The sequence below is a fragment of the Tabrizicola fusiformis genome, assembly GCF_013328815.1.
Classification (GTDB): domain Bacteria; phylum Pseudomonadota; class Alphaproteobacteria; order Rhodobacterales; family Rhodobacteraceae; genus Fuscibacter.
The window spans coordinates 14263-39170 of sequence record NZ_JABUHN010000021.1 but is presented as its reverse complement, the minus strand read 5'-3'; the positions used below and the strand labels follow the sequence as shown (position 1 = coordinate 39170).

Here is a 24908-nt window from a genome sequence, read left to right as displayed (position 1 = left end):
TGGGTGCCGTTCACATCCACGCGCCCGAGCAGGATGTCGTCAGTCGTCACCGCCTCCCAATCGGTCCAGTCGGTGGCGCGATCGACGATCATGCGCGCGCGCACCTCGTAGGTTTCGCCGGGCAGGATCGATCCTGACAGGGTGAGCCGCCCGCTGCGGACCGCGCCGTATGTGCCTTCCATCTGCACACCCGCCGCCCCTGCGGGCCTGACCTCCCATTGCAGGCCCGTGGCGTCATCGGCGCCATCGGCATCCCAGGTCACCTCGATCGCCGGTCGCCGATCCGCCGCCGCGCCATCCGCCAGCGCCACCGCAGCAACCGCGAAACCGGGAACCGTCTGAGCGGCAATTGCACTGGTGGCGGTGGCCGGAAGATCCACCGCAATCTCATCGCCGGCATCCCAGGCGAAATCCGCCGCATCCCGCTCGCGCAGGCTCAGCCCCTGCAGCATCGACATCAGGCTGTCGGTCAGCGAGGTGATCTCGAAGGTCTTGGCGGAATAGCCCCAGCGCGTGCTGGTCCAGCCGACCGTTTCCAGCGGCTCCAGCACCGCGGCCTCGGGCGGCAGCACCAGGCGGTGGCTGCGCATCCGGCGGTGATCGGCAATGGCAGAGGTCATCAGCCGCTGCACCTGCATCCCATGCGGGCAGGCGGGCAGGCTGAGGTTGGCCACGAGGCGCCGACCGCCGTCCTCGGCTTCCCAGCCCGCATCGAAGCGCGGCGGGGCATCCTTGGCTTCCCAGAGCGAGGCCGGTTCGGGATAGGTCGCGGTGATCCCGTTGTAGGTGTCGGCCAGACCCGGAAACGGCGCGAACTCCTGCGCCTGGCTGGCGATCACATCCTCGTCCGTGAGGAAATAGCTTGGCAGCGCCGGGGCGCCGACGCGGATCTTCCAGATGCCGCCAACCTCGACCAGGGCGCCGGAACAGGTCTTCAGCAGCTCCTCGATGACGCCAGCAGGCTCCATGTCGAGGTCGATCTCGATTCCGGCGCGGTACTGGGCCTCGGTGCCGCCACCATCGAGCGTCACCGGAACATCGCATTCGGTCATCGCGGCAAACCAATTGGCCAGCGGCAGATCATCGGCACCGCACTCGCCGCCCCAGATCATGCCCGCGCCAACATCGATGCCGCGCAGGATGTTGTAGATCATGACAACCGGGTTTTCGGACTGCGCCCATGTTGCGGGATCGGACCAGCGCTGCGCCCCGCTGCCGCCGACCGTGCTGTCCGCGCGCGGGTCGTAGAGCGGAATGCCCAGTATTTCGAACCGCAGCGCAGGCAGCCCGTTGAAGCGCTCGCGGTCATATTTGAAACGGCAGACCGCGTAGACGGTGCCCGGACCGATCATGTCGCTGGCCCAGGGCCGGTCAGGGTCGGCGGCAAAGGCGGCCAGCAGATCGGCATGGGCGACGGTCTGCGTCCCGTCCCGGAAATCGATCCAGGCATAGCCCGCCAGATCGCCGGTCACCGGACGGCCCCAGCTGGGATCGGCCGTGCCCAGTGCGACATAGTCATCGTTGATCACCACCCGGGCCAACGTGCAGCCCGGCACCACGCTGAGGGCAATGGTGTAGACCAGCCAGGCGCGGGGCGTCTTGCCGGCACTGCCATAGCTCATCGGCGGGGCAATCAGCTGGCCGCCGGTGGCATAGCGGCCGAGCATGATCCGTTGCGGCGTGGTGCCGCCGGTGGTGGTCATCTCGGTCTTGATGCCGGGCTGGCGCGGCGTGCCGCGCAGCGCCATCGCCAGCCGGGACAGGGCGATCGAAGCGACTGTCTTGACCAACCAGCCCGTCAGCGCGTTTATCGCCGCGAACCCTTTGACTGCCGTGATCAATCCGCCGATCGCCGTGGCCAGAGGCCCCGCTTCAGCCGGAGTGGCCAGCGACAGGGTCAGCCAGAGGGCAAGATACCACCTCATACCCGCCAGACCCTCCGCGCTTCGGTCAGCGGCACCAGAGCGGCGCCACGCGGATGGACGGTGTAGATCATCTCGCCCTGGATGATGCCCATGGCGGGCAAGCCGTCAGCCCCGTCCAGCAGGGCGATGTCGCCGACCGCGCCATAGGCGACGGGCACCTCTTCGAGGCCGCTCACCACATGCGCCCAAGGGTCGGTGCAACCGTGTTGAAGGGCGAGTTCAAGCCCCTCTTGAACGGTGGTGTAACGCCCCCGCCAATCCGCCATCACATCGACGCCGGTCAGCGCCGCCCGGCCACCAGCTGCAAAAAGGATGCAATCATGCCGACCCGGCCGATACGGCGCGCGGGCCGTGGCCGCGACATAGTCCGCCAGACGGCTGCGCCAGTCGGGGAGCCTCATGCGTGCCCCCCGGATTTCCAGCCGCCGAGACCCGACCCGGACCCGCCACCCGGCGCGGGCGCCTCATAACGCTTCTCTCCCCAGTAGACCGGGACCTTGCCGCTGACATCGGCATAGCGAAACAGCCGGTCGTCGCTGCCGCGCTGGCGCATGGCGGCGTCCGAGTATTTCGCGGTCAGCCCCCGGGTCAGGGCCATGGCGGCCGAGGCGACGGTCAGGGTGATCCGGCCCGCACTCAAGCCCTTGGCCGGGACGGTGCGCGGTGCACCATCAACCCAGCCCTTCCAGATGCGATGAGGAGCCGCCACCGGCAGGTGGCTGATCGGGTCGGTCAGCATCCGGTGGATTTCCACGGGGGCAAGCCGCAGGTCATAGCCCATGGCGGCATCGACCACTTCCGGCGCGGCAGTGGCCAGCCAGACCGAGATGCGGCGCACGGTCAGTCCGGTTTCGATCACCAGATCGTCCATGCCCAAAAGACCACCGGCGCCGTGATAGGTGCGGTCAACTCCGCCGACGTTGATCACCTGGTCGTCGGCACCGTTCCAGAACCCGGCGGGCTCCGGCGCCCCCGTTGTCCGGTCGCGGGCGATGATCCAGACAAGCAGGCGGGGGCGCAGCCCGTCACGGGCCTGAAGCTGGGTCAGCTCTGCGGGGGCATAGCTGCGCATTGCTACCTCAGCGTCTGGGTCCAGGCGAGCTTCGCCTCGGACGTGATGGTGTGAGAGGTGACGCCGGTCGAGTTCTCGCCGGGAACGAGCCGGGCCTTGCAGCGCGGCCAGATCAGCTGGACTGCGGCACCCGCAGCGGCACCGGGCCGGATCGGCGGGGTGACTTCGATCAGCCCGGTCTGGCCAGCGCCGTTGGCAACGGCGGCGCCGACCGCCTCGTGCAGCGCATAGCGGGACGGGCTGCCATAGGTGAACGACATCAGATCGCCCCGGCTGATCGGATAGGCGGCCGGAAGGCCCGTCAGGCTCAACTCCCGCATGCTGCCGCCGACCGCGAGGATGGTCGGAGTTGCAGCGCCGAGAATCGTGCCATTCGGATCGAGCCGCGGCCAAGGCCGGGTGTGATCCGACACCAGAAACGAACTGCCAGCCCGCCGCAGGATGTTGATGAGCGGCCGGATCGCTGAGACCTCGTCATGCGTCATCACAGCAAGGTCGATCCGACCGGCCCAGAGCGATGACCCCAAGTCTGCCGTCAGCACCTCGCCACCCGTGGTCTGGCTCAGGTCGAGGGCCTCGGGCAGGTCCAGTTCCGCTTTGCCGATGGGCAGGAGGTCGTAGAACTGTGCAAGGGTCAGCGGGAATGTCAGAAGTGCCATATCACCCCCTGACCCGCGGATTGCTGTCGATCTCGGCCACGCGCCCTGGAAGGGCCTGGCGGCTCCACTCATCGACCACGATCTGTGACACCTCGAGCGAAACATCGGAGGCAATATCGCGCACCGCCGCTCGCCAGTTGCCGTCGCGGTCCATGCCGATCCGGATATCGAGCTGCATCTTGCCGCCAGCGCCGCCGGTCGAGGCCGGGCCAGAACCGGCGCTGCCGCTGTCGGTTGCCATACGCCATCCGCGAGGGGCGCTGGAACCGACCAGTCCGCCATCGGCAAAACCCGGGCGGCGGCCGCCAATGATATCCATCAGGCGGTCAACCGGCACCCCGGCATTGATCGCCTCGAGGAGCGGTTGCGCGTTCCGGGTCGCGGCGGCGTTGACGACGAATTCGCCATTCGAGAGCCAGTGCAGCAGGTTGTCGTCGCGCGGACCGCCCGGGCCGGTCACCTTGCCACCGTCAGCCTTCGCAGGAGCAAGCCCGAACAGGCCGCCGATCAAGCCGCCCAGGTTCAGCCCGCCGCCGCCCCAGATCATATCCCAGGCATCCGAGGCCAGCATCTCGGCCAATTTGTCCAGCACCATCGCCAAGGCCCCGCCGAACGAGGTGGCCCCGCTCAGAAGCTGCTGGAACGCGTTGCGCCCAGTCTCCCCAATCTGATCCAGCCGGTCGCGGATTTCTTCCAGCCGCAGGCGTTCCGCGATCAGGTCGGCCACCGATTGCTTTTCTGCATCGGTCGCGCCCTTCAGCGCCTCGTGGTTCTTCAGGATTTCGGCCTGGACGGGGTCCAGAATGCGCAAGGCATCAATCTGCTCGCGCTCGCGCTGGATCAGTTCGGCCAGTGCATCGGCTTCCTTCTTCGCGCCGCCACCGCCCTTTGGTTCCTTGAGTGATCGGTAAGGCCGCCACTCCTCGGCCGTGGATTGATGCGCTCCGGGATTGTCACCCCAGCTCAAACCGGCGGAAGGCCCCAAGCCCAAGCCGTCGGCTGCGGATCCGGCGATGCCGAATCCAAGCCGCCCAGGGGTTCCGGCAGCCTTGGTGGCTTTTCCGGCCAGACCCATGAGGGCGACAGCCTGATTGAGCGAGACACCCAGCATCGAGGCAAGCAACTGCGCTTCGGCCGCCGCAGCGCCGATCCCCGCCGCCATGTTGACCGAGGCCACACCGCGCGCCGCGTCCCAGGCGTCCAGCAAATCAGCCGCCATCTCGCCGCTGATCCCCTGCGCCGCGAGTTGCGCCTCATAGACCTGCCGCTCGGCCGCCGCCCGTGCATAAGCCACTTCCAGACTGTCAGCGCCCCATCTGGCCGTCAGCTCGACAATGCGCGCTTCCTGCTGATGCTGCGCCATCATCTGGTCGGCGGCGGTCTGACGATTGGCCTGCCGCTGATCTTCGGCCAGCGCCAACCTTTCGGCGAGATCGGCCCGCATCTGTTCAGCGCGAGAACTCGCCTCTCCGATGCCCAGCCGCTGGATCTCTGTCTCCAGAGCGGCCCTCGCCTGACGAGCCTCTTCAGCACGGACCTCGGCACTCTGCTCGCCATAGGCCAGCTTCAGGCGGGCGAGTTCGTTCTCGCGACCGGCAGCGGCGATCAACTCGTCGGCCCGCGTATTGCCCGCTTCCCGGCGCGCCGATCCGTTGAAGATCGCCTCGGTCTCGGCCGTGCCGAGCGCCAGCTTGGCCAGATCGCGAAAGAGCCCCTGGGCGCCTTCGCCCAATGCGCTGAACTGGCCGTCGCCCTTCATGGCCAAGCCGAGTTCAACGATCTTGGCCGTCACCTCCTCGATCTTCCCATCTGCCGCCAGCTGATCGATCTCGGCGCGCAGCTGCTTGAAGTCCTCGAAGGACATCGAGGTGCCGAGTTCATTGAAATTCTCGGCGGCAAGGTCGACATTCGGAAAATTCGGAGCCTGGCCTTGAGCAAGCAGCAAAGAGTACTTCTGCAGGAACGACGGTTCGATATCCTGGGCGAAGCGAGCGTCGAGCGTTGTACGCAGCTGCTTCAGCTCGCTCGCACGATCCAGCGCCACCAGCGCGTCGACCAATTGCCTTGCCTGCTGCTGCATGGCACCGAATTTGGCAGAAACGCTATCGTCGATCAGAAGCTTCGAATTCTCTCGAAGGCTCGACATGGTGTCAGTCAGCGTTTTCAGCCGATCTTCAAAGGTCAGCGCCGCTTCACCCGTCGACATCAGCGCCTGAACCGCGAATGCGCCAAGTGCAATCGCCCCCATGGTGACCAGGGACATCGGGCTGACCATGCCCATCAGCGCAGACCGGATCGCGGGGCCAAGGGCCTGCCCTTCCTTGCGCATCATCCCGAAGACCTGGCTGACCTGCGTGCCCTGCTGGATCGCCAGCATCATCGGGTTCTGGCCGGCGGCCATCATCATGAAGATGTCATTGGCCTGGAAGCCAAGGTTGGCGAGGTGGGCATTCGACGCAGCTGCGGTTTGCCCGACCTGCCGAATGACAGGCGTCATGGCCTGCGCCGCCCGCTCCCGGGCCTGAGCCGCCCCAAGGGCCGAAAGCGCACCCATCCGCTCGGCTTCGGCAATCTCCTCCAGTTGCATCTCATACTGGCGCGAGGCCGCAAAGAGCGGATCGAATTTTGCGCGGGTCGCATCCAGCGCGTAGCCCCGTTGCAGTTCGACTGCGATGCTGCCCTCTGTCGCGACTGTCAGACTGGTGGTCTGGGCGATCAGACGCTGAAGGGCTGTTTCATGCTGGACCACGGCCCGGGTGTTTGCCTCGATTGCCCCGCCACCGGCCGAGATCGCCGCCTGAAGCTGGATCTGCGATCGGGCAAGCTGGTCAGTCGCAAGCGCCGCTTCACGGGCCGTCAGCGCCCCCAGATCCTCGGCCACTGAAATCGCCCGCAGGGCAGCCTCATTCTCCTGGAACATGGCGACAAGCGGATTTGCCGCTGCCCGCATGATGTTCGTCATGGCCGTGAATTCGTCGGCGCTGCGGGTGGCAGCCACGAAGGCTGCCGCAGTGACGTGACTGGCTTCGCCCGCAGCCGAGATGCCCGCACCGCCGGTCCTGGCGCCCTGACCGGCCTTGGCCACGGCAGCCCCAAGCTGATCCGTCTCGCCACGCAGCCCGGCGATGGCAGAGCGCGCCCGACCGGTTTCGGCCTCAAACAGCATGCTGACGCGCAGATTACCGGCCACGGGCGTTAAGCTCCTCTATTGCCCCGGATTCGATGTCGCGGACCTCCGCCCACAGGCCGGGGGTCATTTCGATGCCCGCCAGATCAAGCCCGGCGCGGGCGGCGGTGTAGTCGAGGCCGAGCCAAAGCAGCCGGGTCGCCTCGAGGCTGGAGAGCGCCTCCGTCCGCCACTGGCCCGAGACCGCGCACCAGGCTGTCCATGCGGGCAGATGCTCGGGCCAGAGGCCTTCGTCTTGCGCGGCCTCGTCCAGCTGCAGGACCAGCCCCATCCGGGCTGCGTCCTCCTTGGCGCCGTCGAGGTCGCGGCTTCCGCCACGGTCGCCGCGCGCCCAGACCCGCCCGGCGGCCGTCAGTTTCCCCGCTTGGCGCCCACAAGCTGGGCCTGGTAGGTGTCGATCACCGCCCGGCGAACGAAGACATCCGTCAGGATCATGGTCCGAGCTTCGGGGCTGAAGATCAGCGGCACATCTTCGCCGTCGCGGTCATCGGTCAGCCCATCCCAGCCGATAAGCACATCGGCCAGAAACGCATCCTGCCCGGCGGCGTCCAGCAGATGGTGTTCAGCCAGTTCCGGCACCGACAGCGCCCGAAACAGCGCCGTGAAGCTCTGGGTTTCGACGGTGTCTTCATCAGTCGGGAAATCGACGGTGACCTTGGCTTTGAACTGGCGGTTTTTGACGATCTTCATGGTGCGGACTCCGGTCAGGTAAAGGCGATGGTGAACTGGTCGTTGCCCGAGGTGGGCACGGGCACGAACTTCAGCGGCCATTCGGTGATGCCATCCTGCTCCGTCAGGCCGGTCGGACGCTGCACCTGCGCGGCCGGCACCGACAGCGTGCAGATCTTGCCCGCCCCGGTGCCGTGGATCAGGCTGAGGGCCTGCGCGGTGCCCGCGGCCGCCAGCGAGAACGGGTTGTAGGTGGCCAGTGGCACCGCCTCGATCTGCATATCGATCATCTCGCTGCGATCGGTGATCAGGATGCTCTCCGACCGGACCAGCATGCGCGGCGTCACCTTGTTGCCCGCATCGAGGCTGAAGGACCGCAGCACCGGGTTTACGGCACCGATGGTGAAGGTCGGCGTATTGGCGCTGCTCGCCACCTGGGGCATCTGCGTCAACTGGGTGCCGTAGGTCGCCGTCGGCATGGCCAGTGCTGCGGGCTGGGTAAAGAGCCCGGTGAACTCGAACTCCAGATAGACCACGCCCTGGGCGGACATGACGTATTTGAAGGTGCCGCGCGCGCCCTTGAACAGATAGTTCGTGCCATCGTTCACGAAGTAGATCGTGCAGCTTTCATGGGCCGACGAGACCGGGTTGTAGGTGACCGAGGTCGCGGCAACGATGGTTTCGGCCATGGCGCAGGACCGCAGCAGCACCCCGATGGCCGGGACGGTGCCCGCTGTGCCCGAACCCTTGACCTCGACCTTGAAATTGATCTTGGCATGCAACCCCGCCGCGATGGTGGGACGGGCGCCCATATAGGGCCGCTCAAACCCGCGGGTAGTGTCCTGCCCCTCCATCGGCATGACGCGCACGTCCTCCGCCAGAATGGCATTGGCGGCGCCGGTGGGCGTCGGGTCGGTCCCGTAGACCGTTTCGATCTTGGCCAGCAGGGCCTGCAAGCGCCAGAAACTCGGCATTTACGCCTCCTTTGCAGGGGCTTTGACGGCCCCCTTCACGGTGGGTTTCACGGGCTCGTCGGAGGCCGCATCGGGTGCCGGGGCAGCGGCGGACTGCAGCTGCCCATCCGGCTGGCGGATGTAGCTGCCGCCCGCCTGGGGCAGCGGGTGATCGGGGGTGGTCATGTGGGTGCTCCTGTCAGGAAACGGGAAACTTGCCAGGTCTGGGCGTAAATGCTGACACCGTTGCCGAGCCCGGTGCCCTCCGCGCCAATCAGGAAGACGGGGAAACCGGAAAGCTCCGGCGACCAGCCAGCCAGCAGCACCTCCACGAGCGCCTTGGACGCATCGAATTGGCGCGCGCGCGCATCACCGCGCGGATCGTCGTGGCGACGCAACACCAGCGCGGTGACGAACTGGAAGTCGACTGTCTGGCGATGGCCGCCGGTGGCATAAGGCGGCGCCTTGGCCCGCTCACGCCACGGCGTCAGGAACAGGCTCCCGTCCTCGGCAGCGGTGACCGCACTTGAAGAAATCGCTTCGATGCTCTCGACGACCAGGACGTCGCCGAACTGGCCGGAGTTCTTCAGTCGATCATAGATGCGTTCCAGCATCACCACCCTCTCAGCTTTTCGGGGGTAAATACCTGCGTCGGATGACTGGCCATCACTGTGTTGCCGGTTGCCGCAGGCTGGACAGCGTCGGGGGCAACGGGCAGCGCGATCAGCCCGCGCCCGACGTCCTTCAGGGCCGAGATCGCATCCTTGTAGTCCTGCTCGACATAGTCAGGGGCGCCATTTCGGTGCAGCCGGTAGCGGGAGATCGACACTGCCCAGGTGTTGACCTGCGGTGGCACCGCCGCGAGTGGAAGGGCGTATTTGGCCGCCACATAGCCATCGATCACATTATTCGCCTCTGCCAGCGCCGCTGCGACGACATCGGCATCGGGCACACCGTCCCGGTCGCGGTCGGCCACCTGCCGGATTTCGTCCGCGCCGGCGCGCGCGATCAGGTCTTCGAGCGTGGCGTAGCTCATTACCCGGCCAGCCTTTCCCGCAAGAGATACCCTTCGAGGGGCCAGAGCTGGCGCAAGGCATCCTCATAGGCGAATTTCTGGCCAGCGATGGCATCGAAGTTCGCGGGATCGGCAGGCGCTGACTTGCCCACGAGCGAAAAACCATTCTGAAGAACGAGCAGGCAAATGGTCAGGTGCGGCATCAACTGGGGATTGATGTATTCGACCTTGGCCACCTTCGACCGAAGATCATCCAGGGTGATCCGGTGCGCGGTCTTCTGGACCGAAGCCGCCAGATTTTCGCCGTCCTGAAGGGTCGAGTTCATCTTGGAAATCCTGACAGTTGAGAACCTGCACTTGAAAGGGAGCATCTGCCGCTGGCCTGACTGGCCATCTGATGCTCCCATCAAAGGGCGGGAGATGGGGCGGCCCTAAGACCGCCCCGCCAATACCGGGGTCAGCCGGTCAGCGTCCGCACGGCGGGGTGGCCAAGAAAGCCGTGAACTTTCACTCCGCCGACCTGCCGGGCGTTGAGGGCGGTGGCCGCCATCGTGATCCGACGCATGGGCTGCAGATGAGTAACGAGGCGCGGGATGAAGTCGATGGACCAGATCAGAGCCTCGCGGAAGCAACTGCCGAGGCTGAAGGCCAGATCGCAGACAAAGGTCGCGAGGGACGTGGCCCAGGCGAAGGTGGACAGGGCAAGTGCGATCATCGGTCGAAGAACAATGCGCATCAGCGTTCCTTGTTTGAAGGTGGGGGTGCCCGGGGCAGCCTTGCTGCCCCGGGCGGGGGGCATCAGCCCTTGGTGGTGGCCGCTGCGCCCTTCTTCGGGGCGGTCTTTGCGGCCTTCTCGCTCGGGGGGGTATTCCGTTCGGTCGAGGTGGCACCGCTTTGCGGCTGGGCCATATCCACCTCGGTGGGCTCCGGGGCATTTTCGCCCGGAGCATTTGGCGTCGGATTGACGCGGGCACTCAGCTGTGCGCTCAGCTCGTCATTCACCTGGCGCAAGGAGGCGACCAATTCGGTCAAGTTGTCGCGCTCTTCCTCGATTGCAGCGAGACGTGCCTCCAGAGGCTTCACAACCTCGCTGACGGCCGCGTCGACCAAGCCCTCCGCCAGCAGCCGGGCCGTCTTTGCGACGAGGTCTTCGAATTCGACCTGCGTGAAGGTCTGCGCCACCGCTGCCTCAGTGGCAACCGGCTTCGCATAGCCAAGGTCGATCAGCCCTTCGGCCTCGAGCGCCGCAAACTCCTCCGCGGTGACTTCCTCGTCAGCCGCCTTCAGCCAGCGGCCGCCGACCTTGGCCGGGCCCGACAGGCGGACCTTGATCAGATCACCCGACATCAGCCTTGCCCCGCGTTAGTGAAGAGGAAGCCCGCATCGGCGCCGACGATGTAGGGGCGGCGCTCGGTCGTCGTCGGATAGATCCACGACTTCGTCTCGCGGGAGTAATAGGGCTGCTCGACCTGCGGATAGCCGGACAGCTCATAGGTGTAGCCATAGGACGGAACCTGATAGTTCCCGCCCTTGGGCACATAGGCGAGGATCGCGTCATCGCCCCAGACGTCGGTGGCCGCCACGCTGTCGGCCGCCGTCTCGGGCAGGTAGACCGCCTTGCCGCACACCACGTTTTCCAGCTCGAGCAGCGCCGCCAGCATCTGCAGGGTGATGGATTGGGCGCTGGTGTACTTGAACTGATCCTTGATCGAGGCATGGCCCGTCAGCGCGTTTTTCGCATTGGGCCCGAGGATCAAGGTGTTGGCATAGCGGCCGGTCATGCGCCGGATGGCTTCGTTGCCCGCCTTGATGTCCGTGATCGGCGTCGACGCACTTTGCGTCCAGCGCGCCGTCGTCGTCAGCGTCACCTTGTTCGAGGCGGCATAGTTCGCCGCGTTGCGCGCCATGGTCGCACATTCGAATTCCAGGCCCAGATCGACGACATCCAGCACCATGTTGATGGCGCCCTGACCCAGATCGACACCCGGCACAGATGCGGCTTCCTGCTGATGCTCGATCGGCACCACGCCCTCCAGAGCATCCTGGACAAGCGAGATCGGGTCCGAAGCATACCCATACTGGATGCGCTTCACATTCGAGCCCGGCGCCCGCTTGGTGTTCATCAGCCGGAAGCTTTCCTTGCCGAACTTCAGCTGGCGCATGTTGCGGTTCGGTACCATCGCGCGCGGGAAGAGAAAGGTCGAGATGAACTCGGCATTGCGGTAGCCACGGGCATGCGTCGACAGGATCGGATCGATGACGGCAGCCTGGCGGGTGTTGATTGGGGCCATGGGGGAGTGCCTCAGTTCATGGTGGAAAAGGTGATGGTGACGAATTCACCATCGGCGGCGGCGTGCAGAGCACGACCGAACGGATTGCTGCCGGCGCCGACGGCCTGGACACCGCCAGCCGCGGCCGAGACGACCTTGCCGCCGGCGGAGATGGCACCGACGGCTTTCACCCGCACGGCACCCAGCTTCATGATCGGGGCGGGATCGCCGATGACGCTGTTCGGGCTCTTGGCCACCCCCGCCACCACGGCGTCCGCAGCGGTGATCTTCGCGCCGGCGAAGCTGACAAGGTCATAGGCCTCGAAGGTGCCGGTGGTGATGATGGTGTCGGTGAAGATGTCCTGGAACATGATTTCTCCTCAGGAAACGGCCCGGACGGCGTCCAGGTATTCGATGCCGGGGTTCTGGAGCTGATAGGCCAGCGCCTTGTTGTGAAGGGCGAGCCCTGCCGGATCGACGGCTTTGCCATCGGCTGCGAAGGTTGCACCCTTGGTCGAGACGCCCGGATCGTCGCCCAGATCGGTCTCGCCGAACTTCACGACAACCGGCAGCGCCTGCAGCACTTCCTTCAGAGCAGCGCCAGCGGCGATCTTGTCACCACCTTCGGCGAAGGCGATCGAGGCATGGCCGGGCAGCGCGTCGAGAATTGCGACAACCTTGTCCTTCAGAACGGGCAGAAGGCGACCTTCGGTCACCAGTTGCTCCGCAAAGCTGACATGGCTCTCGTGGGCAGCTTTGATTTCGCGCGCAGCGATCTCATCCTCGCGCTTCTTCAGGTCGGCCTCGCGCGCAGCGAAAGCCGGATCGGGCGAATTGGCCACGGGGGGCTCCTTCTTCGGTGGGGGTTCGGGGGTTTGGTCCGGGGCCGCAGTGAACCGGGGCAACTGCGGATCATCAGCCTCGTCCAGCCAATCAATCTCCCAGGCGGGCAGCAGCTTGTCGGCCGCCTCGAGCCCGTCGCGGTCGATGATCCAGTCGCGCAGGCGGCGGAAGATCGAGGCAGACTGCGTCGCGACACCGAACGAGGCGGTGAAGGTCGCGCCGGCGAGGCCGGCAAAGGCCGCATTCTTCAGTCCACTGACAGCCGGTGCGGCGGCGCCAAGGAAGCCGACATGCTTGGGGTACCAGGCCCCCTTCACCGGATTGTGGTCCTGGTTGGGGCTGAAGAAGGCCATGGAGACCTTCTTGTAGCGGCCTGCCTTCACCAGTTCGGCAAAGGCTGGCTCGATCTCGCCAAGATTGGCAAACAGCCGCTCCGCCTGACTGTCATAGTCAAAGCTCTGCACCCAGCCATAAGCCGGCGCGTCGGTTTCCGGGTGCCCGACGACGATGGGCGCGGGGGCGGTCGAGGCGTCATAGGCATCCGCCACCGCCTTCAGGTCGGCGGCGGAATAGGTGATGGGATCACCCGACATCGGCCGGAAGGTCCCGGGGCGGAACACTTCAATACGTGCGGTCAGGTTTTTCTCTTGGGGCATCGAGAGCGGCATCCGGTTCAGTTCGAGCACTGAACCGATGTCGCATGACCGCATGGCCGATAGGTCGGACATAGGTCCGCCAAGCACGCCATTAACCGGTTAGCTGCACCATGCTTCCGTCGCCCCTCGCCGGTCAAGCGTCTTGTCGAAGGGACAGGTCGGGTCGAATTGCCCCCAGCAGCGATTCTAACAGGGGCCTAACAGGGCGCGGGCCGTTCTGACGGGCATCGCCCGCCCCGAGGCCCGCCTGGGCACTGCTGGCCGCCCTGTGTGATTATTGCTCGGCTTCGATCCAATCCTCGGCGATCCGGATTATCTCGGCTTCATCTTCCCCGGACAGGCCAAGGTATGGCCGGGCCGGAATATCGCCCCAAGGCAGATGGTGGAAGTGGTCGCGGCCGAGCTTGTCCTTGCCCATGAAGGCACCGAACTGTCCCTGCGCCGCGCCAAACTGGTGGATCGCGGCATAGGGCAGCGGCGAGCCGACCTCGACACCGGTTTCGCTCGACTGCGAGATGATTGACGCTGACAGGTTCTGGCTGGTGCCGGAATTGGACCGCAAGATGGTCAGCGGGGTCTGACCGCGTTTTTCACGGCGCTTGATCGTCGCAGACCGGAGCCGCGCCCAGGGCGTGCCATCCGGTGACGCCTCTGCCTTGAAGTTTCGCGGAATGGCCACCTCGGTGAGGTATTCGCCGACCCCTTTGTAAAAGCCGATCGGGCGGGTCATGCGGTCAACCATGCCCGCAAGGCGCGCCGCGGCCTCGTCGTCCGCAATCTCAACCGTGAATGTGATACCCGTCATTGATTTTCCCGCTGGCGAAGATTAGTTTTGACCTGTCGGCAAGGGAGGCGGTGTGTGCCCTCAAACCCTTGCCGGTGCGGCGGCCCGAACACCCGGGCCGCTATTTTCTTTTCCAGACCAGTTTTCCGGTACGTTGCTTGTTCAGATAGCTGAAGTCGGCTTTGGCCCTATTCAATGCCCCGTAGCCAGTGACGGGAAACCAGATCCGCCGCCCCAACTCGAACAGCACGAACATGGCGTTATCCGGATCGACCCGAATGTAGCGGCGAACGATTTCATGGATGAACTCTCCGCGCCGGTCCGGGTCGGGCAGCGAGCGCAAGTCCACCCATATCTCGTCGGGGTCTTTCAGGGTCTCAGCCAGAAGCAAGGCATGGTCACCGTGCCCACGCTTGACAGCCTTCCATTCTCCATCGCGCTGCCTGAAGAGATCATCGGCGATCAGAATACGCTCGCCCGCAGCATCCGTCCAAAGACCCGCCTCCCCGGGCGCCAGATCGAACTCATTCAGAAACGCGCGTGCATAGTCCTCCGGCGCGAGATCGTCCGGCATGACCGATGAGGTGAACGGCCTGGAACGAGCCCGCAGGTCTTCCATTGCTTCCGGCTTGTCGTTGCCGGTCATCTTCAGCAACTGCGGCCCGCTGCCATCCGGCACCGCCGGAGCATCGACAAGCTCCCTCCTGAAGGCGCGCTCCCATAGATCGCCCGGCATATAGTCCCAGCCCTGCCCGATGCCGGCGGGCTGCATCACCAACTCGCCGCTGGCCTTGTCGATCACCGGCAGCAGCGCGTCTTTGGGTGCCTCGTCAGGCCCGGTCTTCCCCAAACGGACGAGATCGCGCTTTGACAAGGTTCGAACGCCGCAGCTGCAGAGCCAGTCGTTGGGTGGAAAATGCGTGTTCCACCATGGATCGTCCCACATCAGGACAATTCCGTTCCACGCGACATGGGTTTTGCGAGGCATCTTGGGGATGCGCGAGTCTGCGTGCAGGTATTGCCAGTAAGGCCGAAGCTTTACGACATCCGGATCTCGCATCTGGCGCAGGCGTCCCGCCATGAAGCTGGTGCGGATGTTGGTCTCGAAGATGGTGCGGATCCGCCAGTTCCGCTCGCCGCGATACTCCCACCCGTATTTTTCGACCAGGTGATCGAAATCCTTGGCGAAGTCCTCCTCTGATAGGCCCTGCTCGGCCGCAGCAATGATGGCGGCCTGAAACTCTTCCAGCATGGCCCTGTCTGTGACACCCGCCACCACGAAGGATCGGTCGTGTTCGCCATTGAGCGCATCAAGCCATGATTTTGTGGGCTTCGGGCGCTTCTGGCGCAGAAAGTCGATCTGCTCTCGGAAGGTCAGCCGGCTGCCCTCGATGGCAAATGCAGGCCCTTCGGCATCCCTGAATACCGCCTCCCGACCTTCCCAAGCGGCAAGCTCGGTCGCCTGATACAGAATGTCGGCGAACTGTGCCGGCGACCAGCGCGTCGCAAGATCGAGCAGGCCGCCAAGCATCGCCGGGAGGTCAGGCCCTTCAGAGATCACGCGGCGAATGGCTGCAAGGCGCCGAGTGAAGTGGCTCTCGGCCTGGGATATCGCCTGTCCGACAATTCGATCGACCGGACCATCGGTTTCAGAAAAGCAGACGTGCCGATGCGTCAGTGTTTTTTTTTGAGCCAAGCCGCTGAAAAGGCCGCAACTGCATTGGAATCGAAGGGGTCCGGCTGGACGCCCTCATTCGTCGGAGCGCTCACGAACCCTGCCCGAGCGGCAACCAGTGCGTCGATGGTCTTGTCAGAAAGCCCGTCGGTGACGTCGAAACTGACGATGTACTCGCGCGCGACCTGATCATCCTCGAACTTCGCCGCCTGCTTGACGATGGCGGTGATCGCCTCGTCCGCGGCCTTTGCGGCCTCAGCCTTGGCTTTGCGGGTCTCTGCAGCGGCCTTCTCGTTCTTGGGCCGAACCCGCCTGATCGCCGGCACGGCCGCCCCGGGCAGGTTGTAGTCGACGATCCACTGACAGAGCGTGTCGCGCAGCGTATCCGTCTGCGCATCCCCATCCGAATCGGCAAGGACGTCCAGCTGGTTCTGGTGAACTTCGCCCAAGGCGCGGTTGCCGCCATTGGCCCCGACCTGCGTGGTCAGTGTCTCGCCGGTGACGCGGATCGAGATCTGTGCATCCCAATAGGCGCAGAAGTCCTGGTAACTGACGGTGCCGCCGCGGCTGGCTTCCAGGAACTCGACATCCGTCCCGATCGGCACGGTCACGGCCGAGCTGGTGCGGATATCCATAAGTGTGTTCAAAAGCCGCTGCTGTTCATCAGAAAGCATGCCATAGGGCGTCTTGCCGACCACGGTCGGCCCTGCGAACTTCTCGAGGAAATGCAGCCAGAATGTGATGCCCTCGCGCTTGAACAGCACCGGCCAGAATAGGCTGGAGCCGAGCCCGAGCCCATAGGGGTTGTTGCCGCGCACTCCGACGCGATGGACGATGAACTTGCGCTCGGGCAGCTGCTCGCCCTCTGTCAGGTTCGTCCAAGTCAAGAGCCGCAGCCGCCAGTCACGGTCGAAGACAAAGCGGCGCTGATCATGGGCCTTGATCTTCACGGGCCTGATCTGACTGCCGATCCGGGCCCAGACGATCTCGCTCACCGCGAAACCCTTCAGCGTGGCATTCAAGAGGTCGCGGCAAATCTGATCGAAGGGCAGCGCGTCGATGATCTCGGCTACGAGGTCGGCGGCCTCCTTGTCGATCGGCCGGTCGCCGCCGGGCTCGACCTCCCAGTCACGGCTGACCAGGGCGTTGCGCCGCTTGTCCAGCATCGCACCGGCATGGGTATCGCGCTCAATCTCGTCGTAGATCGCCAGTCCCTTGCCGCCGCCCTGCTGGATCAGTGTGTCGTCGGCATTCTGCAACGCCCCGCTGAAGAACGGGATGGTGATGTCATTAGCGACCGAGGCGATCAGGCTGCGCTGCTCGACCGGCAGGTTCTTGCGGCCCGCATCCGCAAAAGCGGCCGGGTGGGCTTGTTGGCGATGCTTGGGCTTCTTCCGGCTCATCTCAGCGCCTTTCGACGTTCGTTGCGTTCTTTCCAGCGGATTGCAGGGTCCAGCCTTGGTGGCAAAGCGATCAGCACGATGACAACGCCGATAGAGAACACTTCAATGATGTCCATGTTTCGCCTGCCTGTTCCGCCGTTGCCCATGTTTTCCGGCCCAGTAGAGCCACAAGCCGAAATCACCGATCCTGACCCCAAGCCACCGGATGAACGACCAGAACAGCCAGCGCATCACCGCCTTCCTCCTAACCGATAGCCGCCCAGCCGATCCCCGCCCGACGGGGCCGAGGCAGTCTGCATCTGCCCGGCCGCACCGCCGCCGGCGTAGTACAGGGTGTTCTGCCAAAGCATGTCCAAAGTGTCCGGCCCGTCGTCATGTGCCCCGTTCGGCCACTGTTGCAGCTGCTCGATCAGCGTGGTCTGCGTCGGGTTCAGCCGGATCAACCCGGCCGCGATCGGCGGCTGCAGGCGCTCAATGCGCAGGTTCTTGTCGGCCTGTGGCACGATCGGGACCGCCGAGATGCCAACGCCCTGTCTGGCGGCCTCAACCATCAGCGACGTCCGCAAGAACTCCTGGAACTGGATGCTTTCGACAAACCACAGGAGACAGCGGTATTCGCGCTGCAGAGCGATGGTGTCAGAAATGATCAGATCGGGAAGCCGCTTGCGGATCGACGCTTCGACCACATCCATTTTTCCTGACAGCCGGTCATAGCCGCCGATCAGGATGGCAGACGGGTCACGGCCCTTCTTCTTGCCGCCAAGCGATGGGTCAATGGCCCCGAAATGGATCCACTCGCGCATGGGCATCGTCCAGAACACCAGCTTGGCGAAGGGGTTGCCCTCGCTGATCGGTTGGTTCTGGTATTCGGTGGCGAAGCTGTCATGCCCGCCGGCGCGCTGCAGCATGAGCCAGACCAGCGGTTGCAGAGCGGGCCAGTTGATGATCGCGCCCGCGTCCATCTCGGTCTTGCGCCCGAGATAGAAGGCGCGGGCTGCTGCTTCACCTTCGTTGTGGTAAAGCTCTTCGAACTCCTCCCAGAGGTCCATCCGGTCAGGGAACTGGATGATCGCCTGAAACTTGGTAACGTTCCAGCCGGGCTTCTTGGACTCGCGCACCGTAACGGCGTCCCAATGCAGGATCGTGTTGACCCACAAGACATGCATCGATCCGTCGGGGGGGCCCACCTTCAGCGCAGCGCGGTTGATCCATGCCTCGAGCTTGTCGCGCTGCTCAGGGCTTCGGACTGCCTCGTCATTTTCGATGTCATCGAAGAACATCAGGTCAGGCCGGTGCGGCCCATGCCGCAAGCCACGCAGTTTCTGGCCGGCGCCAAGTCCGCGAACCCGGATATTCTGACGGGTGACGATCTCGCCCTCGCGCCAGACACGGCCCTCGCCACAGGCGTCCGGGAAGTCTGTCTGCAGGCGCGGGTTGGTGGTCAACTCGGCCTTGATCGCTTCGATCAGCAGCGCAGCCTGAGCATAGACATCGCACACCTCAAGGCAGAAGCGGGTCCTGCGCATGACGATGCAATAGAGCGCGAAGCCCAGAGACATATGCGTGGACTTCGACGAGCCGCGCGGCGCGATCAGCATTTCGCGCTTGCCGGTCTCAGCCGTCAGGATTTTTGGCGCCAGCTCGAAGATCGCCAGGTGGAACAGGCTGTCTTCGCCTTTGACGTAGTGCGGCAGGTAGGTTTTCAGGAAGAACTCGAAGCCCTTGCCCCCGTAATCCTGAACCCGCCGCAGGCGCTCGGCCCGGGCGGCGGGATCGGAGGGGAAGGCCTCGACGCTCAGCTCGATGTTGCGCGAGAAGGTTGCCGCCATTTCGGCGATGTTCTGCGCGAACTCCTTCTTGCTGACCGCGGCTTTCAGCTGCGGCCGCTTGATCATGTCGTGTAAGTCCCTGCCAGGTGCTCACCAAAGGGCTCGATGATCTCGAGAATTGTGGCGGAATGCTGCGGGAAGTTCTCGCGAACGAACTCCAGCAGTTTCGCCATGACATCTTGCGCCACACCCAACTCGCTGACCTTCGGCGCGAAGCGTTTGGCCGCGGCGGCCATCTTGGTCATCGCATCAGAGAGCGAAACCAGCATGCCGACCTTCTCTTGGGTGGTGTGCTGGCCGTTCTTGATCTCGTCCAGAATCGCCTGCGCCTGGATCATGAAATCCTCGACGACGGTCGAAACCACGACTTCGACGCCTTCACCAGCGATGACATGGGCGGTTCTGGCTGTATCCCAGTCGTCGCCCTTCTCTTTCGCTGCCTTCTTCCACCGCCCGACAGTGGCCTCGGAGATGCCATAGGCCGCAGCGATGGTTGATTGCATCATGCGGCGATAGACATAATCCGACCGGGCCTTTCGCTTCAGTTCCTCATTGGACATTGAAGCCTCCTGCCAGCGCAAACGCGACTGCACCCATGATGAGACCGCCGATGATGAGGCGGGTCACCCAGGTAATCGTTCCCTTGATATCGGTAAGGGCACCTTTGATCTCGCCAAGGGTGTCCTGCATGTTCTTCGTCCGCTCGGTCGCGACGGCCGCGTGCGTCTCGACCGATTTCAGGCGATGATCATGCTCGTCCAGGCGCTGATGCGCCTGGTTGATCCGCTCGACATGGAAGTTTGCAAGGTCGGTCACGTCTTTTCTTTCCACTTTTCGGCCAGGTCTTTGATGGTGTGGCCGCCCATGTAGAGGCCGGCATAGATGCCGGTCAGCTGGATCAGCACGTCGTAGGGGGTCTGCGGAAGGGCGATCTTCCAGACCGCATTGGCCACATGCAGGGCGACGATGTTCCAGAACCACATGAGCCCGATCAGATACATGCCAGCCGGGCGCCAGGCACGCTGCCAGAGCGGGTCGGACTGTTCGGCCTGCAGCGCAGCAGTCTGGTATTCGAGCCCGGCCGCATAGAGGGCGACAAGCTCGGGCGACTGCCGCTCCACAACGCGCAGCGCGTCGACGGCTTTGGGCGGGCTGTCGATGGCAAGGGCATCGAGATCTTCAACCGCCACCCCGGCGGCCTTGGCAACGGCCTGCAGCACATCGACAGCAAGACCGCCATAGCCGCCCAACTGATCATTCAGGATCTTGGCAATGATCGGAGTGCCGATCTGCGCGGCCATAGCAGCGATGGACATCAAATGCTCCTCAGGTAGGCCGCCAGGCGCGGCATGCGGTGCTGGACCTTGGCGGCGATGGCGTCGCGGTATTGCCAGGCCCGCCATGCCGCCATGCCGACACAGGCAGCGATCAGCACCGGACCCAGCCAGGGCACCATATTGCTGACAGGCTCGGTCATGAGGCCAGCGGTGCCACCTGCAATGCCCGTGCCGCCCGCGACGGCAGTGATCTTCGCCTTGGCCGCCGCATCGACACGTCGCTGGATGGTCGCAGCGGTGGCGCGCCCAAGGATGCCATCGGCGGTCAGCCCGTGGTCCTTCTGGAACTGGCGCAGAGACGCCGCAGAAATGGCATCGGCACTGGAACCGACTTCGTAGCCAAGAGCCTGCAACGCCGCACGCAGCTTGGGGAACTCTGCTACAGTGACGGGTGCGACGATCCGAGCATCACCCATAGGTGGAGAGGGCTTCCGGGAGACCGCCGGATACTGCGCATAGCGAAGGATCATGAACTCACGCTCACGGCGCCGAACCAGCACCGCGTTGACCTTTCCATCAGCCTTGTTCCAGGACTTGAAGGCCGGTTCGACGGTGGCCCAGGCCCGCTTCAGCCAGAGCCGCACCCATGTAGCGCGCGTGATGGCGCCGGTATTCCAATGAAACAGCACAGCAGCATCGAACTCGTGCTGCTTCGGATTGCCGGGCTTCATGGCCATTTCAACAGCCGGCTCATAATTGCGCGCCAGCGCGAGGCGCGTCAGCCGATCGGACTCCTCTTGTGTGATGACCATACCCGGCACCGGCTTCACGACGCCTGAGGCGGCCGTCAGACCGCGAGAGATCGTCAAAACGCCTGCGACATCGCGGTAGGTGCGCAGCACATCACCTTCCTCTTGGTCGAGGACGTCGAAGCCTTGATCGCTGAGTTGCATGGGGTGCCCGATGATTGTTCGGGCGGACAATCGCCTGCGGCGGCGCGGAAAAGGTCGGACATAGGTCCGCCCGGATGGGCTCAGTCTCGGAAAAGATCGTCCTGGCGAGGGTCGGTGGCTTTGGCCAGCCGCCTGACGTGTCTGGTGGAAACACCAAGAAGTCTGGCGATTTCCGCTCTGGTCCGCCCGCCCGCTGTCAGTTCAAGCACCGATAGACGGCGCGCGCCAGCCCTGGCATGCGGAACGTAGACAGCCTGATCCGCCATGAAATGACATACAGCGCGCCCGTCCTCTTCGCCAAGCGCTTTGATGATCGGGTGGTCAGGCTTGGGGTTCTTCGGAACCCGAAGATCCTGTCCGCCGAACTCCTGCATGAGCTTCAGAGCCACGCGGACACCAAGGGTCTCCGCGAGGTCAATGAGCGATTCAGGCAAGGCGGCGGGTGCTGACATTACCGACAACCCACCGGCAGGCTGTAGTCGCCATTCAGCGTCAGACGCTTGCGGCACGGCGGGATCCAGCCGAACCTCGGGGACAGACGGCTGTTGGTTTCCCAGGCCAGCCAGCAATAGGATGTTGCGGTGGAGGGCTTCCGCGCGATCCAGTCGCCCTTCTTCTCGCTCCAGATCCGCTCCTTCAGGTCGGGATCAACGATCCGGCCCTTGTGGATCACGACGCGCTCAGCGAACTGGAGGACATGGGTTGGCGGGTTCTTGCGGAACAGGCGCTTGAACCGCCCCTCACCCTCAAGAAACGACGTCCGGACGAACATCCCTACGCCAACTGTCGAGGTTTCGCAGGCGCGTTCGATGAACTGCTCTGCCAGGCGAAACGGGGGATTGGTGATCGTCCAGTCAACCTTCGAAGGCGGCGGCCCGAAGAGGTAGTCTTCAACCGCAAAGCCTGCGCCATAGTCATGGATATCAGCGGCATGCGCCTTGGCGAAGAATTCGCGAAGGGCGTAGACCATGTAGCCCCTATTGGCGGCAGGGTCGCGGCATTCCAGTTGATCGGGGGGGGCGCCACCAATCCATTCGCACAGATGGCATAGCGCCCGCGTCGCCCAGGGCGGCGTCGGAAAATCGTCCAGACTGTCGTGAGGTTCGCGGCGCTGCTGCATCACAGCCGAACTGCGGTTCTGAGTCATTGCCCGGCCCCAGACTGGGCAGCCTTCCCGCGGGCTTCCATCTTCTTCAAGGCTTCGATGATCGGGGTCGCCTGCGCCCGGTCCAGAAGGTCTGGATCGACGACGACGTGATCCAGCCCATGCGCCACGAACCGCTTGCAGAAGGCCCGCAGCGCTTCGCGCGAGGGGTTTTCGATCACTCCAAGGCTGTGGCAGTTCTTCCAGAGAGCGTGGATCAGGCGACTGTGGGGCTGAAACGCTTTCGGCAGCGGTTTTGCGGCACGGGACGCCCGAATCCTGAAGCCCTTGCGCTTCATCTCTTCGACGACGTCGATCCGCTGGCGTTCCGACATCTGGCGCAGGCTGGTTTTTCCGGTGACCCGGACCAGCAGCGTCCGGTAGGTATCGTCGTCCAGCCCCAGTTCCGCCTTGGCGATGTTGATGATGGCGATGGTGTTCATGCGATCGCCTCCAGATGGCCGACATGGACGCCCCCGGATCGACCGACGATCTTGATGACAATGGCGCCGTGCCCGAGGCGCCAGGTCTTGGAGCGGATGGCGGTGGTAACGAAGTCGATCTCCCCGGCGATCGGGAAATACCGGACACGCTGATCCAGCGGAAACCGGCGGGCGACCTCTTCCAGTTCAAGGTCGATGATCATGACAGCTTCACCTCGATCTCGCGGGCGAGACTGAAAATGGAATGGAGTTCCTGCTCGATGGCGCCTTCGCACCGGCGAACCGTGATGGCGAGGCAACGTTCGCCATTCCGATCATGGGTGATGTCACCAAGGCGCTTCAGGCACTCAGCCAGCGCGTCCTCGATGATCTGACGGCGCCGGAACAGATTGGCGGTCATGAACTCACCCATGGCTGCACCGCGCGCAGGTGTCGGGGTTGCTGATCGACGGCACGAAGGGGCGCTGGCAGGTCTGGCACGCGATCTTTCCACCCTCCGACAGGTGCTTTTGCATCTGGCGTTTGTGATTGCCCCACATGCCACGCAGGACGCCCATCGGCAGTCCGAAGCTGGCGGCAACGGCACCGAGCTTTTCGCCCTCGGCGATCCGCCGGAATGCGATATCGCGCTGAGCGTCCGTCAGTTCGGGGGCCATAGGCGTCAGAAAAACCGGGGCAACCGGCTTCTCGGGCACCACCACGGGCAAATTCCTGACGGTCCGGGCGCGCGATTTGCGCCAACCCGGCAGCACTTCAACCACCTCGGACAGGGCTTCGCGCTCGGCTTCCGCAACGTCCGCCGCCGCTGTGGCGAAGCCAGCCGGCTGCTCTTCCGGCCAATCGACCGCCTCTTCCTGCAACAGGGAACACACCCGTTGCGCGACATCGCGTTCCGGGAAGATGCCGATCAGGATCGGCTTGGAGAGGATGATTTCGACCTGCCCGTCGGACCGGTCTCGCAACATATAGCTCATCTTGCACCTCGGGCTGCTTCATCAGGGCCGGGCCACCACGCCCGGCCGACCGTGCCCCGGCGCAAGGCCGGAGCAGGTTTCGCATCAGGCGGATTCAGCGACTGCGCGATCGACCATCCCTTCATTGGCAATGGCTTGAAGGACTTCGATGATCCTGCGGACCTCGCTCGACCGGACACGAGGCACTTCGGCACGGTTTCGCACCATTTCGACGAGGCGCTTCATCTCTTCTTCCGACATGGCCAGCACCTCACGCCACCTTCGAAGCCTTGAAGGTCAGGCGCTGCCCTTCCGGCACGTCGACGGTTTCGCCGGTGCGCGGATTGCGGGCGGTGCGGGCCTTGTGTGTCTTGGTCTGAAAGCTGCCGAAGCCGATCAGCTTGACGGTGTCGCCGCCCGCCGTGCGCGCACGCACTGCGTCGATGAACGCCTCGATCGTTGCCTTCGTGGAGGCCAGCTGCTGGCCCGTCGCTTCGGCAACAGTGCGGACCAGAGCGTCTTTGTTGACAGTTCCCATGGATATTTCTCCTGCTGGGGTTAACCGGCCAGCACAGCGCTGGACGGATCGGGCTGGGTCCGGGGCGGGTAAAGCAGCCCCAGGCCCGCATAGCGTTCGACACCCTTCCGCCAGAGACCGGCGGCATCACGCCAGTCGCTGGCCGTCGCGCCCCAAAGATCGAGTTGCGTCATGGCGCGGTTGACCGCATCACGCAGGGCCGGGTCGGTGATCTGCGGACGGATGCCCATGAACGACCAGGCCTCGGCCAGAAGGGCGGCATGATCGGCGCGACGGATGTCTTCATTCATCGACCTGACAGGGGTCTTCCAGGCGGCGGCGATGAGGCGATCCAACCGTCCCTTGGCATTTGCGACCGCATGTTCGACGGCTGACCTCGTCCCACACAGGCACAGCAGATCGACTGCCGGACCGGTCATGTCGCCGATAAATGCCTCATGGGCGTCATGCAGCAGCGCCCAAGGCCGCAGGTCAGGCGGGCAAAGCCGCTCGACCAGCACCGAATGCGCCGCGACAGACCACGGTTCCCGCGTGCGGCCACCAAAGCGGTTGATCTTCGCAAGAGTGTTTCCGATCGCATCGGCCGTCAGGTTTTCGGGCTGAAGCGCAGCCAGATCGACCGTGCCGTCGAGCGTCCAGAAAGGGATCGACTGCGTCATG

34 protein-coding genes and 1 other RNA gene are annotated in these 24908 nt (G+C 64.4%); all 35 read right to left on the bottom strand.

The window, feature by feature from the left end:
* Window positions 1-1925 (bottom strand): phage tail protein (locus HS053_RS20450; protein ID WP_194245625.1); only part of this gene is annotated, 1925 nt, incomplete at its 3' end.
* A complete protein-coding gene (locus tag HS053_RS20445) occupies window positions 1922-2326 on the bottom strand; it encodes a DUF6950 family protein (protein WP_174213097.1) in 405 nt (134 codons plus the stop codon). The genes HS053_RS20445 and HS053_RS20450, both read right to left, overlap by 4 nt.
* Entirely contained in the window at window positions 2323-2997 is a 675-nt protein-coding gene (locus tag HS053_RS20440) for a hypothetical protein (RefSeq protein WP_174213096.1), read from the bottom strand. The genes HS053_RS20445 and HS053_RS20440 overlap by 4 nt, the downstream gene beginning before the upstream one ends.
* Before the next feature lie 2 nt (window positions 2998-2999).
* Window positions 3000-3656 carry a hypothetical protein gene (locus tag HS053_RS20435; RefSeq protein ID WP_174213095.1) on the bottom strand — a complete coding sequence of 219 codons (657 nt, stop codon included), beginning with the start codon at window positions 3654-3656 and terminating at the stop codon, window positions 3000-3002.
* A gap of 1 nt (window position 3657) precedes the next feature.
* Window positions 3658-6846: a phage tail length tape measure family protein gene (locus HS053_RS20430; protein ID WP_174213094.1), complete on the bottom strand. Its 3189-nt coding sequence runs from the start codon at window positions 6844-6846 to the stop codon at window positions 3658-3660.
* A complete protein-coding gene (locus tag HS053_RS20425) occupies window positions 6836-7114 on the bottom strand; it encodes a DUF1799 domain-containing protein (RefSeq protein ID WP_174213093.1) in 279 nt (92 codons plus the stop codon). Before HS053_RS20425 ends, HS053_RS20430 begins: the two co-directional genes overlap by 11 nt.
* An 80-nt stretch (window positions 7115-7194) precedes the next feature.
* Window positions 7195-7533, bottom strand: a complete 339-nt coding sequence (locus HS053_RS20420) for a hypothetical protein (RefSeq protein WP_174213092.1) — start codon at window positions 7531-7533, stop codon at window positions 7195-7197.
* A 14-nt stretch (window positions 7534-7547) separates the two neighbouring features.
* Entirely contained in the window at window positions 7548-8486 is a 939-nt protein-coding gene (locus HS053_RS20415) for a phage tail tube protein (RefSeq protein ID WP_174213091.1), read from the bottom strand.
* Window positions 8487-8651 carry a hypothetical protein gene (locus HS053_RS20410; RefSeq protein ID WP_174213090.1) on the bottom strand — a complete coding sequence of 55 codons (165 nt, stop codon included), beginning with the start codon at window positions 8649-8651 and terminating at the stop codon, window positions 8487-8489. It abuts the gene before it with no gap.
* Entirely contained in the window at window positions 8648-9079 is a 432-nt protein-coding gene (locus HS053_RS20405; RefSeq protein ID WP_174213089.1) for a phage tail terminator protein, read from the bottom strand. The genes HS053_RS20410 and HS053_RS20405 overlap by 4 nt, the downstream gene beginning before the upstream one ends.
* On the bottom strand, window positions 9079-9501 hold the full coding sequence (locus HS053_RS20400) for a gp436 family protein (protein WP_174213088.1): 423 nt from the start codon (window positions 9499-9501) through the stop codon (window positions 9079-9081). The genes HS053_RS20405 and HS053_RS20400 overlap by 1 nt, the downstream gene beginning before the upstream one ends.
* Window positions 9501-9806: a Gp49 family protein gene (locus tag HS053_RS20395; protein WP_174213087.1), complete on the bottom strand. Its 306-nt coding sequence runs from the start codon at window positions 9804-9806 to the stop codon at window positions 9501-9503. Before HS053_RS20395 ends, HS053_RS20400 begins: the two co-directional genes overlap by 1 nt.
* 131 nt (window positions 9807-9937) lie before the next feature.
* Window positions 9938-10216, bottom strand: coding sequence for a hypothetical protein (locus tag HS053_RS20390; RefSeq protein WP_174213086.1), 279 nt, complete (start codon window positions 10214-10216; stop codon window positions 9938-9940).
* A gap of 62 nt (window positions 10217-10278) precedes the next feature.
* A complete protein-coding gene (locus HS053_RS20385) occupies window positions 10279-10827 on the bottom strand; it encodes a hypothetical protein (RefSeq protein ID WP_174213085.1) in 549 nt (182 codons plus the stop codon).
* Window positions 10827-11771, bottom strand: a complete 945-nt coding sequence (locus HS053_RS20380) for a major capsid protein (RefSeq protein ID WP_174213084.1) — start codon at window positions 11769-11771, stop codon at window positions 10827-10829. Before HS053_RS20380 ends, HS053_RS20385 begins: the two co-directional genes overlap by 1 nt.
* Before the next feature lie 11 nt (window positions 11772-11782).
* The gene (locus tag HS053_RS20375) at window positions 11783-12121 is read right to left on the bottom strand and encodes a capsid cement protein (RefSeq protein WP_174213083.1); all 339 of its coding nucleotides are present in this window, start codon (window positions 12119-12121) and stop codon (window positions 11783-11785) included.
* A 9-nt stretch (window positions 12122-12130) separates the two neighbouring features.
* Window positions 12131-13249, bottom strand: a complete 1119-nt coding sequence (locus tag HS053_RS20370; protein ID WP_174213082.1) for a hypothetical protein — start codon at window positions 13247-13249, stop codon at window positions 12131-12133.
* A 274-nt stretch (window positions 13250-13523) separates the two neighbouring features.
* The gene (locus HS053_RS20365) at window positions 13524-14054 is read right to left on the bottom strand and encodes a phage virion morphogenesis protein (RefSeq protein ID WP_174213081.1); all 531 of its coding nucleotides are present in this window, start codon (window positions 14052-14054) and stop codon (window positions 13524-13526) included.
* Between the two features lie 100 nt (window positions 14055-14154).
* Complete coding sequence (locus HS053_RS20360; protein ID WP_241699963.1) at window positions 14155-15729, bottom strand: PBECR2 nuclease fold domain-containing protein; 1575 nt, start codon at window positions 15727-15729, stop codon at window positions 14155-14157.
* Window positions 15708-17111, bottom strand: a complete 1404-nt coding sequence (locus HS053_RS20355; protein WP_174213080.1) for a DUF935 domain-containing protein — start codon at window positions 17109-17111, stop codon at window positions 15708-15710. The genes HS053_RS20360 and HS053_RS20355 overlap by 22 nt, the downstream gene beginning before the upstream one ends.
* Window positions 17112-17341: 230 nt before the next feature.
* Window positions 17342-19006 (bottom strand): phage terminase large subunit, encoded by a 1665-nt coding sequence (gene terL / locus HS053_RS20350; protein ID WP_174213079.1) that lies wholly within the window; start codon window positions 19004-19006, stop codon window positions 17342-17344.
* Entirely contained in the window at window positions 19003-19500 is a 498-nt protein-coding gene (locus tag HS053_RS20345) for a DUF1804 family protein (protein WP_174213078.1), read from the bottom strand. The genes terL and HS053_RS20345 overlap by 4 nt, the downstream gene beginning before the upstream one ends.
* Window positions 19490-19756: a hemolysin XhlA family protein gene (locus HS053_RS20340; RefSeq protein WP_174213077.1), complete on the bottom strand. Its 267-nt coding sequence runs from the start codon at window positions 19754-19756 to the stop codon at window positions 19490-19492. Before HS053_RS20340 ends, HS053_RS20345 begins: the two co-directional genes overlap by 11 nt.
* Window positions 19753-20256 (bottom strand): 3TM-type holin, encoded by a 504-nt coding sequence (locus HS053_RS20335; protein ID WP_241699962.1) that lies wholly within the window; start codon window positions 20254-20256, stop codon window positions 19753-19755. Before HS053_RS20335 ends, HS053_RS20340 begins: the two co-directional genes overlap by 4 nt.
* A complete protein-coding gene (locus HS053_RS20330) occupies window positions 20256-21170 on the bottom strand; it encodes a glycoside hydrolase family protein (RefSeq protein WP_174213075.1) in 915 nt (304 codons plus the stop codon). Before HS053_RS20330 ends, HS053_RS20335 begins: the two co-directional genes overlap by 1 nt.
* 80 nt (window positions 21171-21250) lie before the next feature.
* Window positions 21251-21559: a helix-turn-helix domain-containing protein gene (locus HS053_RS20325; protein WP_347233360.1), complete on the bottom strand. Its 309-nt coding sequence runs from the start codon at window positions 21557-21559 to the stop codon at window positions 21251-21253.
* A 62-nt stretch (window positions 21560-21621) separates the two neighbouring features.
* Window positions 21622-22317, bottom strand: a complete 696-nt coding sequence (locus tag HS053_RS20320; RefSeq protein ID WP_174213073.1) for a methyltransferase — start codon at window positions 22315-22317, stop codon at window positions 21622-21624.
* Entirely contained in the window at window positions 22314-22757 is a 444-nt protein-coding gene (locus tag HS053_RS20315; protein ID WP_174213072.1) for a gp16 family protein, read from the bottom strand. The genes HS053_RS20320 and HS053_RS20315 overlap by 4 nt, the downstream gene beginning before the upstream one ends.
* A complete protein-coding gene (locus HS053_RS20310) occupies window positions 22754-22960 on the bottom strand; it encodes a hypothetical protein (RefSeq protein WP_174213071.1) in 207 nt (68 codons plus the stop codon). Before HS053_RS20310 ends, HS053_RS20315 begins: the two co-directional genes overlap by 4 nt.
* Window positions 22957-23157: a hypothetical protein gene (locus HS053_RS20305; RefSeq protein WP_174213070.1), complete on the bottom strand. Its 201-nt coding sequence runs from the start codon at window positions 23155-23157 to the stop codon at window positions 22957-22959. The genes HS053_RS20310 and HS053_RS20305 overlap by 4 nt, the downstream gene beginning before the upstream one ends.
* A 4-nt stretch (window positions 23158-23161) precedes the next feature.
* On the bottom strand, window positions 23162-23731 hold the full coding sequence (locus HS053_RS20300) for a hypothetical protein (protein ID WP_174213069.1): 570 nt from the start codon (window positions 23729-23731) through the stop codon (window positions 23162-23164).
* A gap of 7 nt (window positions 23732-23738) precedes the next feature.
* Window positions 23739-23816, bottom strand: an RNA gene (locus HS053_RS20295) — hammerhead ribozyme type II.
* Window positions 23816-23971, bottom strand: a complete 156-nt coding sequence (locus HS053_RS20290; protein WP_174213068.1) for a hypothetical protein — start codon at window positions 23969-23971, stop codon at window positions 23816-23818. Before HS053_RS20290 ends, HS053_RS20295 begins: the two co-directional genes overlap by 1 nt.
* Window positions 23972-23981: 10 nt before the next feature.
* Complete coding sequence (locus tag HS053_RS20285) at window positions 23982-24248, bottom strand: HU family DNA-binding protein (protein ID WP_174213067.1); 267 nt, start codon at window positions 24246-24248, stop codon at window positions 23982-23984.
* Window positions 24249-24268: 20 nt separating this feature from the next.
* A complete protein-coding gene (locus HS053_RS20280; RefSeq protein WP_174213066.1) occupies window positions 24269-24907 on the bottom strand; it encodes a hypothetical protein in 639 nt (212 codons plus the stop codon).
* Between the last annotated feature and the right edge of the window lies 1 nt (window position 24908).

Coding starts and splice junctions, on each gene's coding strand:
- HS053_RS20445 (WP_174213097.1), bottom strand. CDS start 2,326: ATGAGGCTCCCCGACTGGCGCAGCCGTCTGGCGGACTATGTCGCGGCC.
- HS053_RS20440 (WP_174213096.1), bottom strand. CDS start 2,997: ATGCGCAGCTATGCCCCCGCAGAGCTGACCCAGCTTCAGGCCCGTGAC.
- HS053_RS20435 (WP_174213095.1), bottom strand. CDS start 3,656: ATGGCACTTCTGACATTCCCGCTGACCCTTGCACAGTTCTACGACCTC.
- HS053_RS20425 (WP_174213093.1), bottom strand. CDS start 7,114: ATGGGGCTGGTCCTGCAGCTGGACGAGGCCGCGCAAGACGAAGGCCTC.
- HS053_RS20420 (WP_174213092.1), bottom strand. CDS start 7,533: ATGAAGATCGTCAAAAACCGCCAGTTCAAAGCCAAGGTCACCGTCGAT.
- HS053_RS20415 (WP_174213091.1), bottom strand. CDS start 8,486: ATGCCGAGTTTCTGGCGCTTGCAGGCCCTGCTGGCCAAGATCGAAACG.
- HS053_RS20410 (WP_174213090.1), bottom strand. CDS start 8,651: ATGACCACCCCCGATCACCCGCTGCCCCAGGCGGGCGGCAGCTACATC.
- HS053_RS20405 (WP_174213089.1), bottom strand. CDS start 9,079: ATGCTGGAACGCATCTATGATCGACTGAAGAACTCCGGCCAGTTCGGC.
- HS053_RS20400 (WP_174213088.1), bottom strand. CDS start 9,501: ATGAGCTACGCCACGCTCGAAGACCTGATCGCGCGCGCCGGCGCGGAC.
- HS053_RS20395 (WP_174213087.1), bottom strand. CDS start 9,806: ATGAACTCGACCCTTCAGGACGGCGAAAATCTGGCGGCTTCGGTCCAG.
- HS053_RS20390 (WP_174213086.1), bottom strand. CDS start 10,216: ATGCGCATTGTTCTTCGACCGATGATCGCACTTGCCCTGTCCACCTTC.
- HS053_RS20385 (WP_174213085.1), bottom strand. CDS start 10,827: ATGTCGGGTGATCTGATCAAGGTCCGCCTGTCGGGCCCGGCCAAGGTC.
- HS053_RS20380 (WP_174213084.1), bottom strand. CDS start 11,771: ATGGCCCCAATCAACACCCGCCAGGCTGCCGTCATCGATCCGATCCTG.
- HS053_RS20375 (WP_174213083.1), bottom strand. CDS start 12,121: ATGTTCCAGGACATCTTCACCGACACCATCATCACCACCGGCACCTTC.
- HS053_RS20370 (WP_174213082.1), bottom strand. CDS start 13,249: ATGCCCCAAGAGAAAAACCTGACCGCACGTATTGAAGTGTTCCGCCCC.
- HS053_RS20365 (WP_174213081.1), bottom strand. CDS start 14,054: ATGACGGGTATCACATTCACGGTTGAGATTGCGGACGACGAGGCCGCG.
- HS053_RS20355 (WP_174213080.1), bottom strand. CDS start 17,111: ATGAGCCGGAAGAAGCCCAAGCATCGCCAACAAGCCCACCCGGCCGCT.
- terL (WP_174213079.1), bottom strand. CDS start 19,006: ATGATCAAGCGGCCGCAGCTGAAAGCCGCGGTCAGCAAGAAGGAGTTC.
- HS053_RS20345 (WP_174213078.1), bottom strand. CDS start 19,500: ATGTCCAATGAGGAACTGAAGCGAAAGGCCCGGTCGGATTATGTCTAT.
- HS053_RS20335 (WP_241699962.1), bottom strand. CDS start 20,256: ATGTCCATCGCTGCTATGGCCGCGCAGATCGGCACTCCGATCATTGCC.
- HS053_RS20330 (WP_174213075.1), bottom strand. CDS start 21,170: ATGCAACTCAGCGATCAAGGCTTCGACGTCCTCGACCAAGAGGAAGGT.
- HS053_RS20320 (WP_174213073.1), bottom strand. CDS start 22,317: ATGACTCAGAACCGCAGTTCGGCTGTGATGCAGCAGCGCCGCGAACCT.
- HS053_RS20315 (WP_174213072.1), bottom strand. CDS start 22,757: ATGAACACCATCGCCATCATCAACATCGCCAAGGCGGAACTGGGGCTG.
- HS053_RS20310 (WP_174213071.1), bottom strand. CDS start 22,960: ATGATCATCGACCTTGAACTGGAAGAGGTCGCCCGCCGGTTTCCGCTG.
- HS053_RS20305 (WP_174213070.1), bottom strand. CDS start 23,157: ATGACCGCCAATCTGTTCCGGCGCCGTCAGATCATCGAGGACGCGCTG.
- HS053_RS20300 (WP_174213069.1), bottom strand. CDS start 23,731: ATGAGCTATATGTTGCGAGACCGGTCCGACGGGCAGGTCGAAATCATC.
- HS053_RS20290 (WP_174213068.1), bottom strand. CDS start 23,971: ATGTCGGAAGAAGAGATGAAGCGCCTCGTCGAAATGGTGCGAAACCGT.
- HS053_RS20285 (WP_174213067.1), bottom strand. CDS start 24,248: ATGGGAACTGTCAACAAAGACGCTCTGGTCCGCACTGTTGCCGAAGCG.
- HS053_RS20280 (WP_174213066.1), bottom strand. CDS start 24,907: ATGACGCAGTCGATCCCTTTCTGGACGCTCGACGGCACGGTCGATCTG.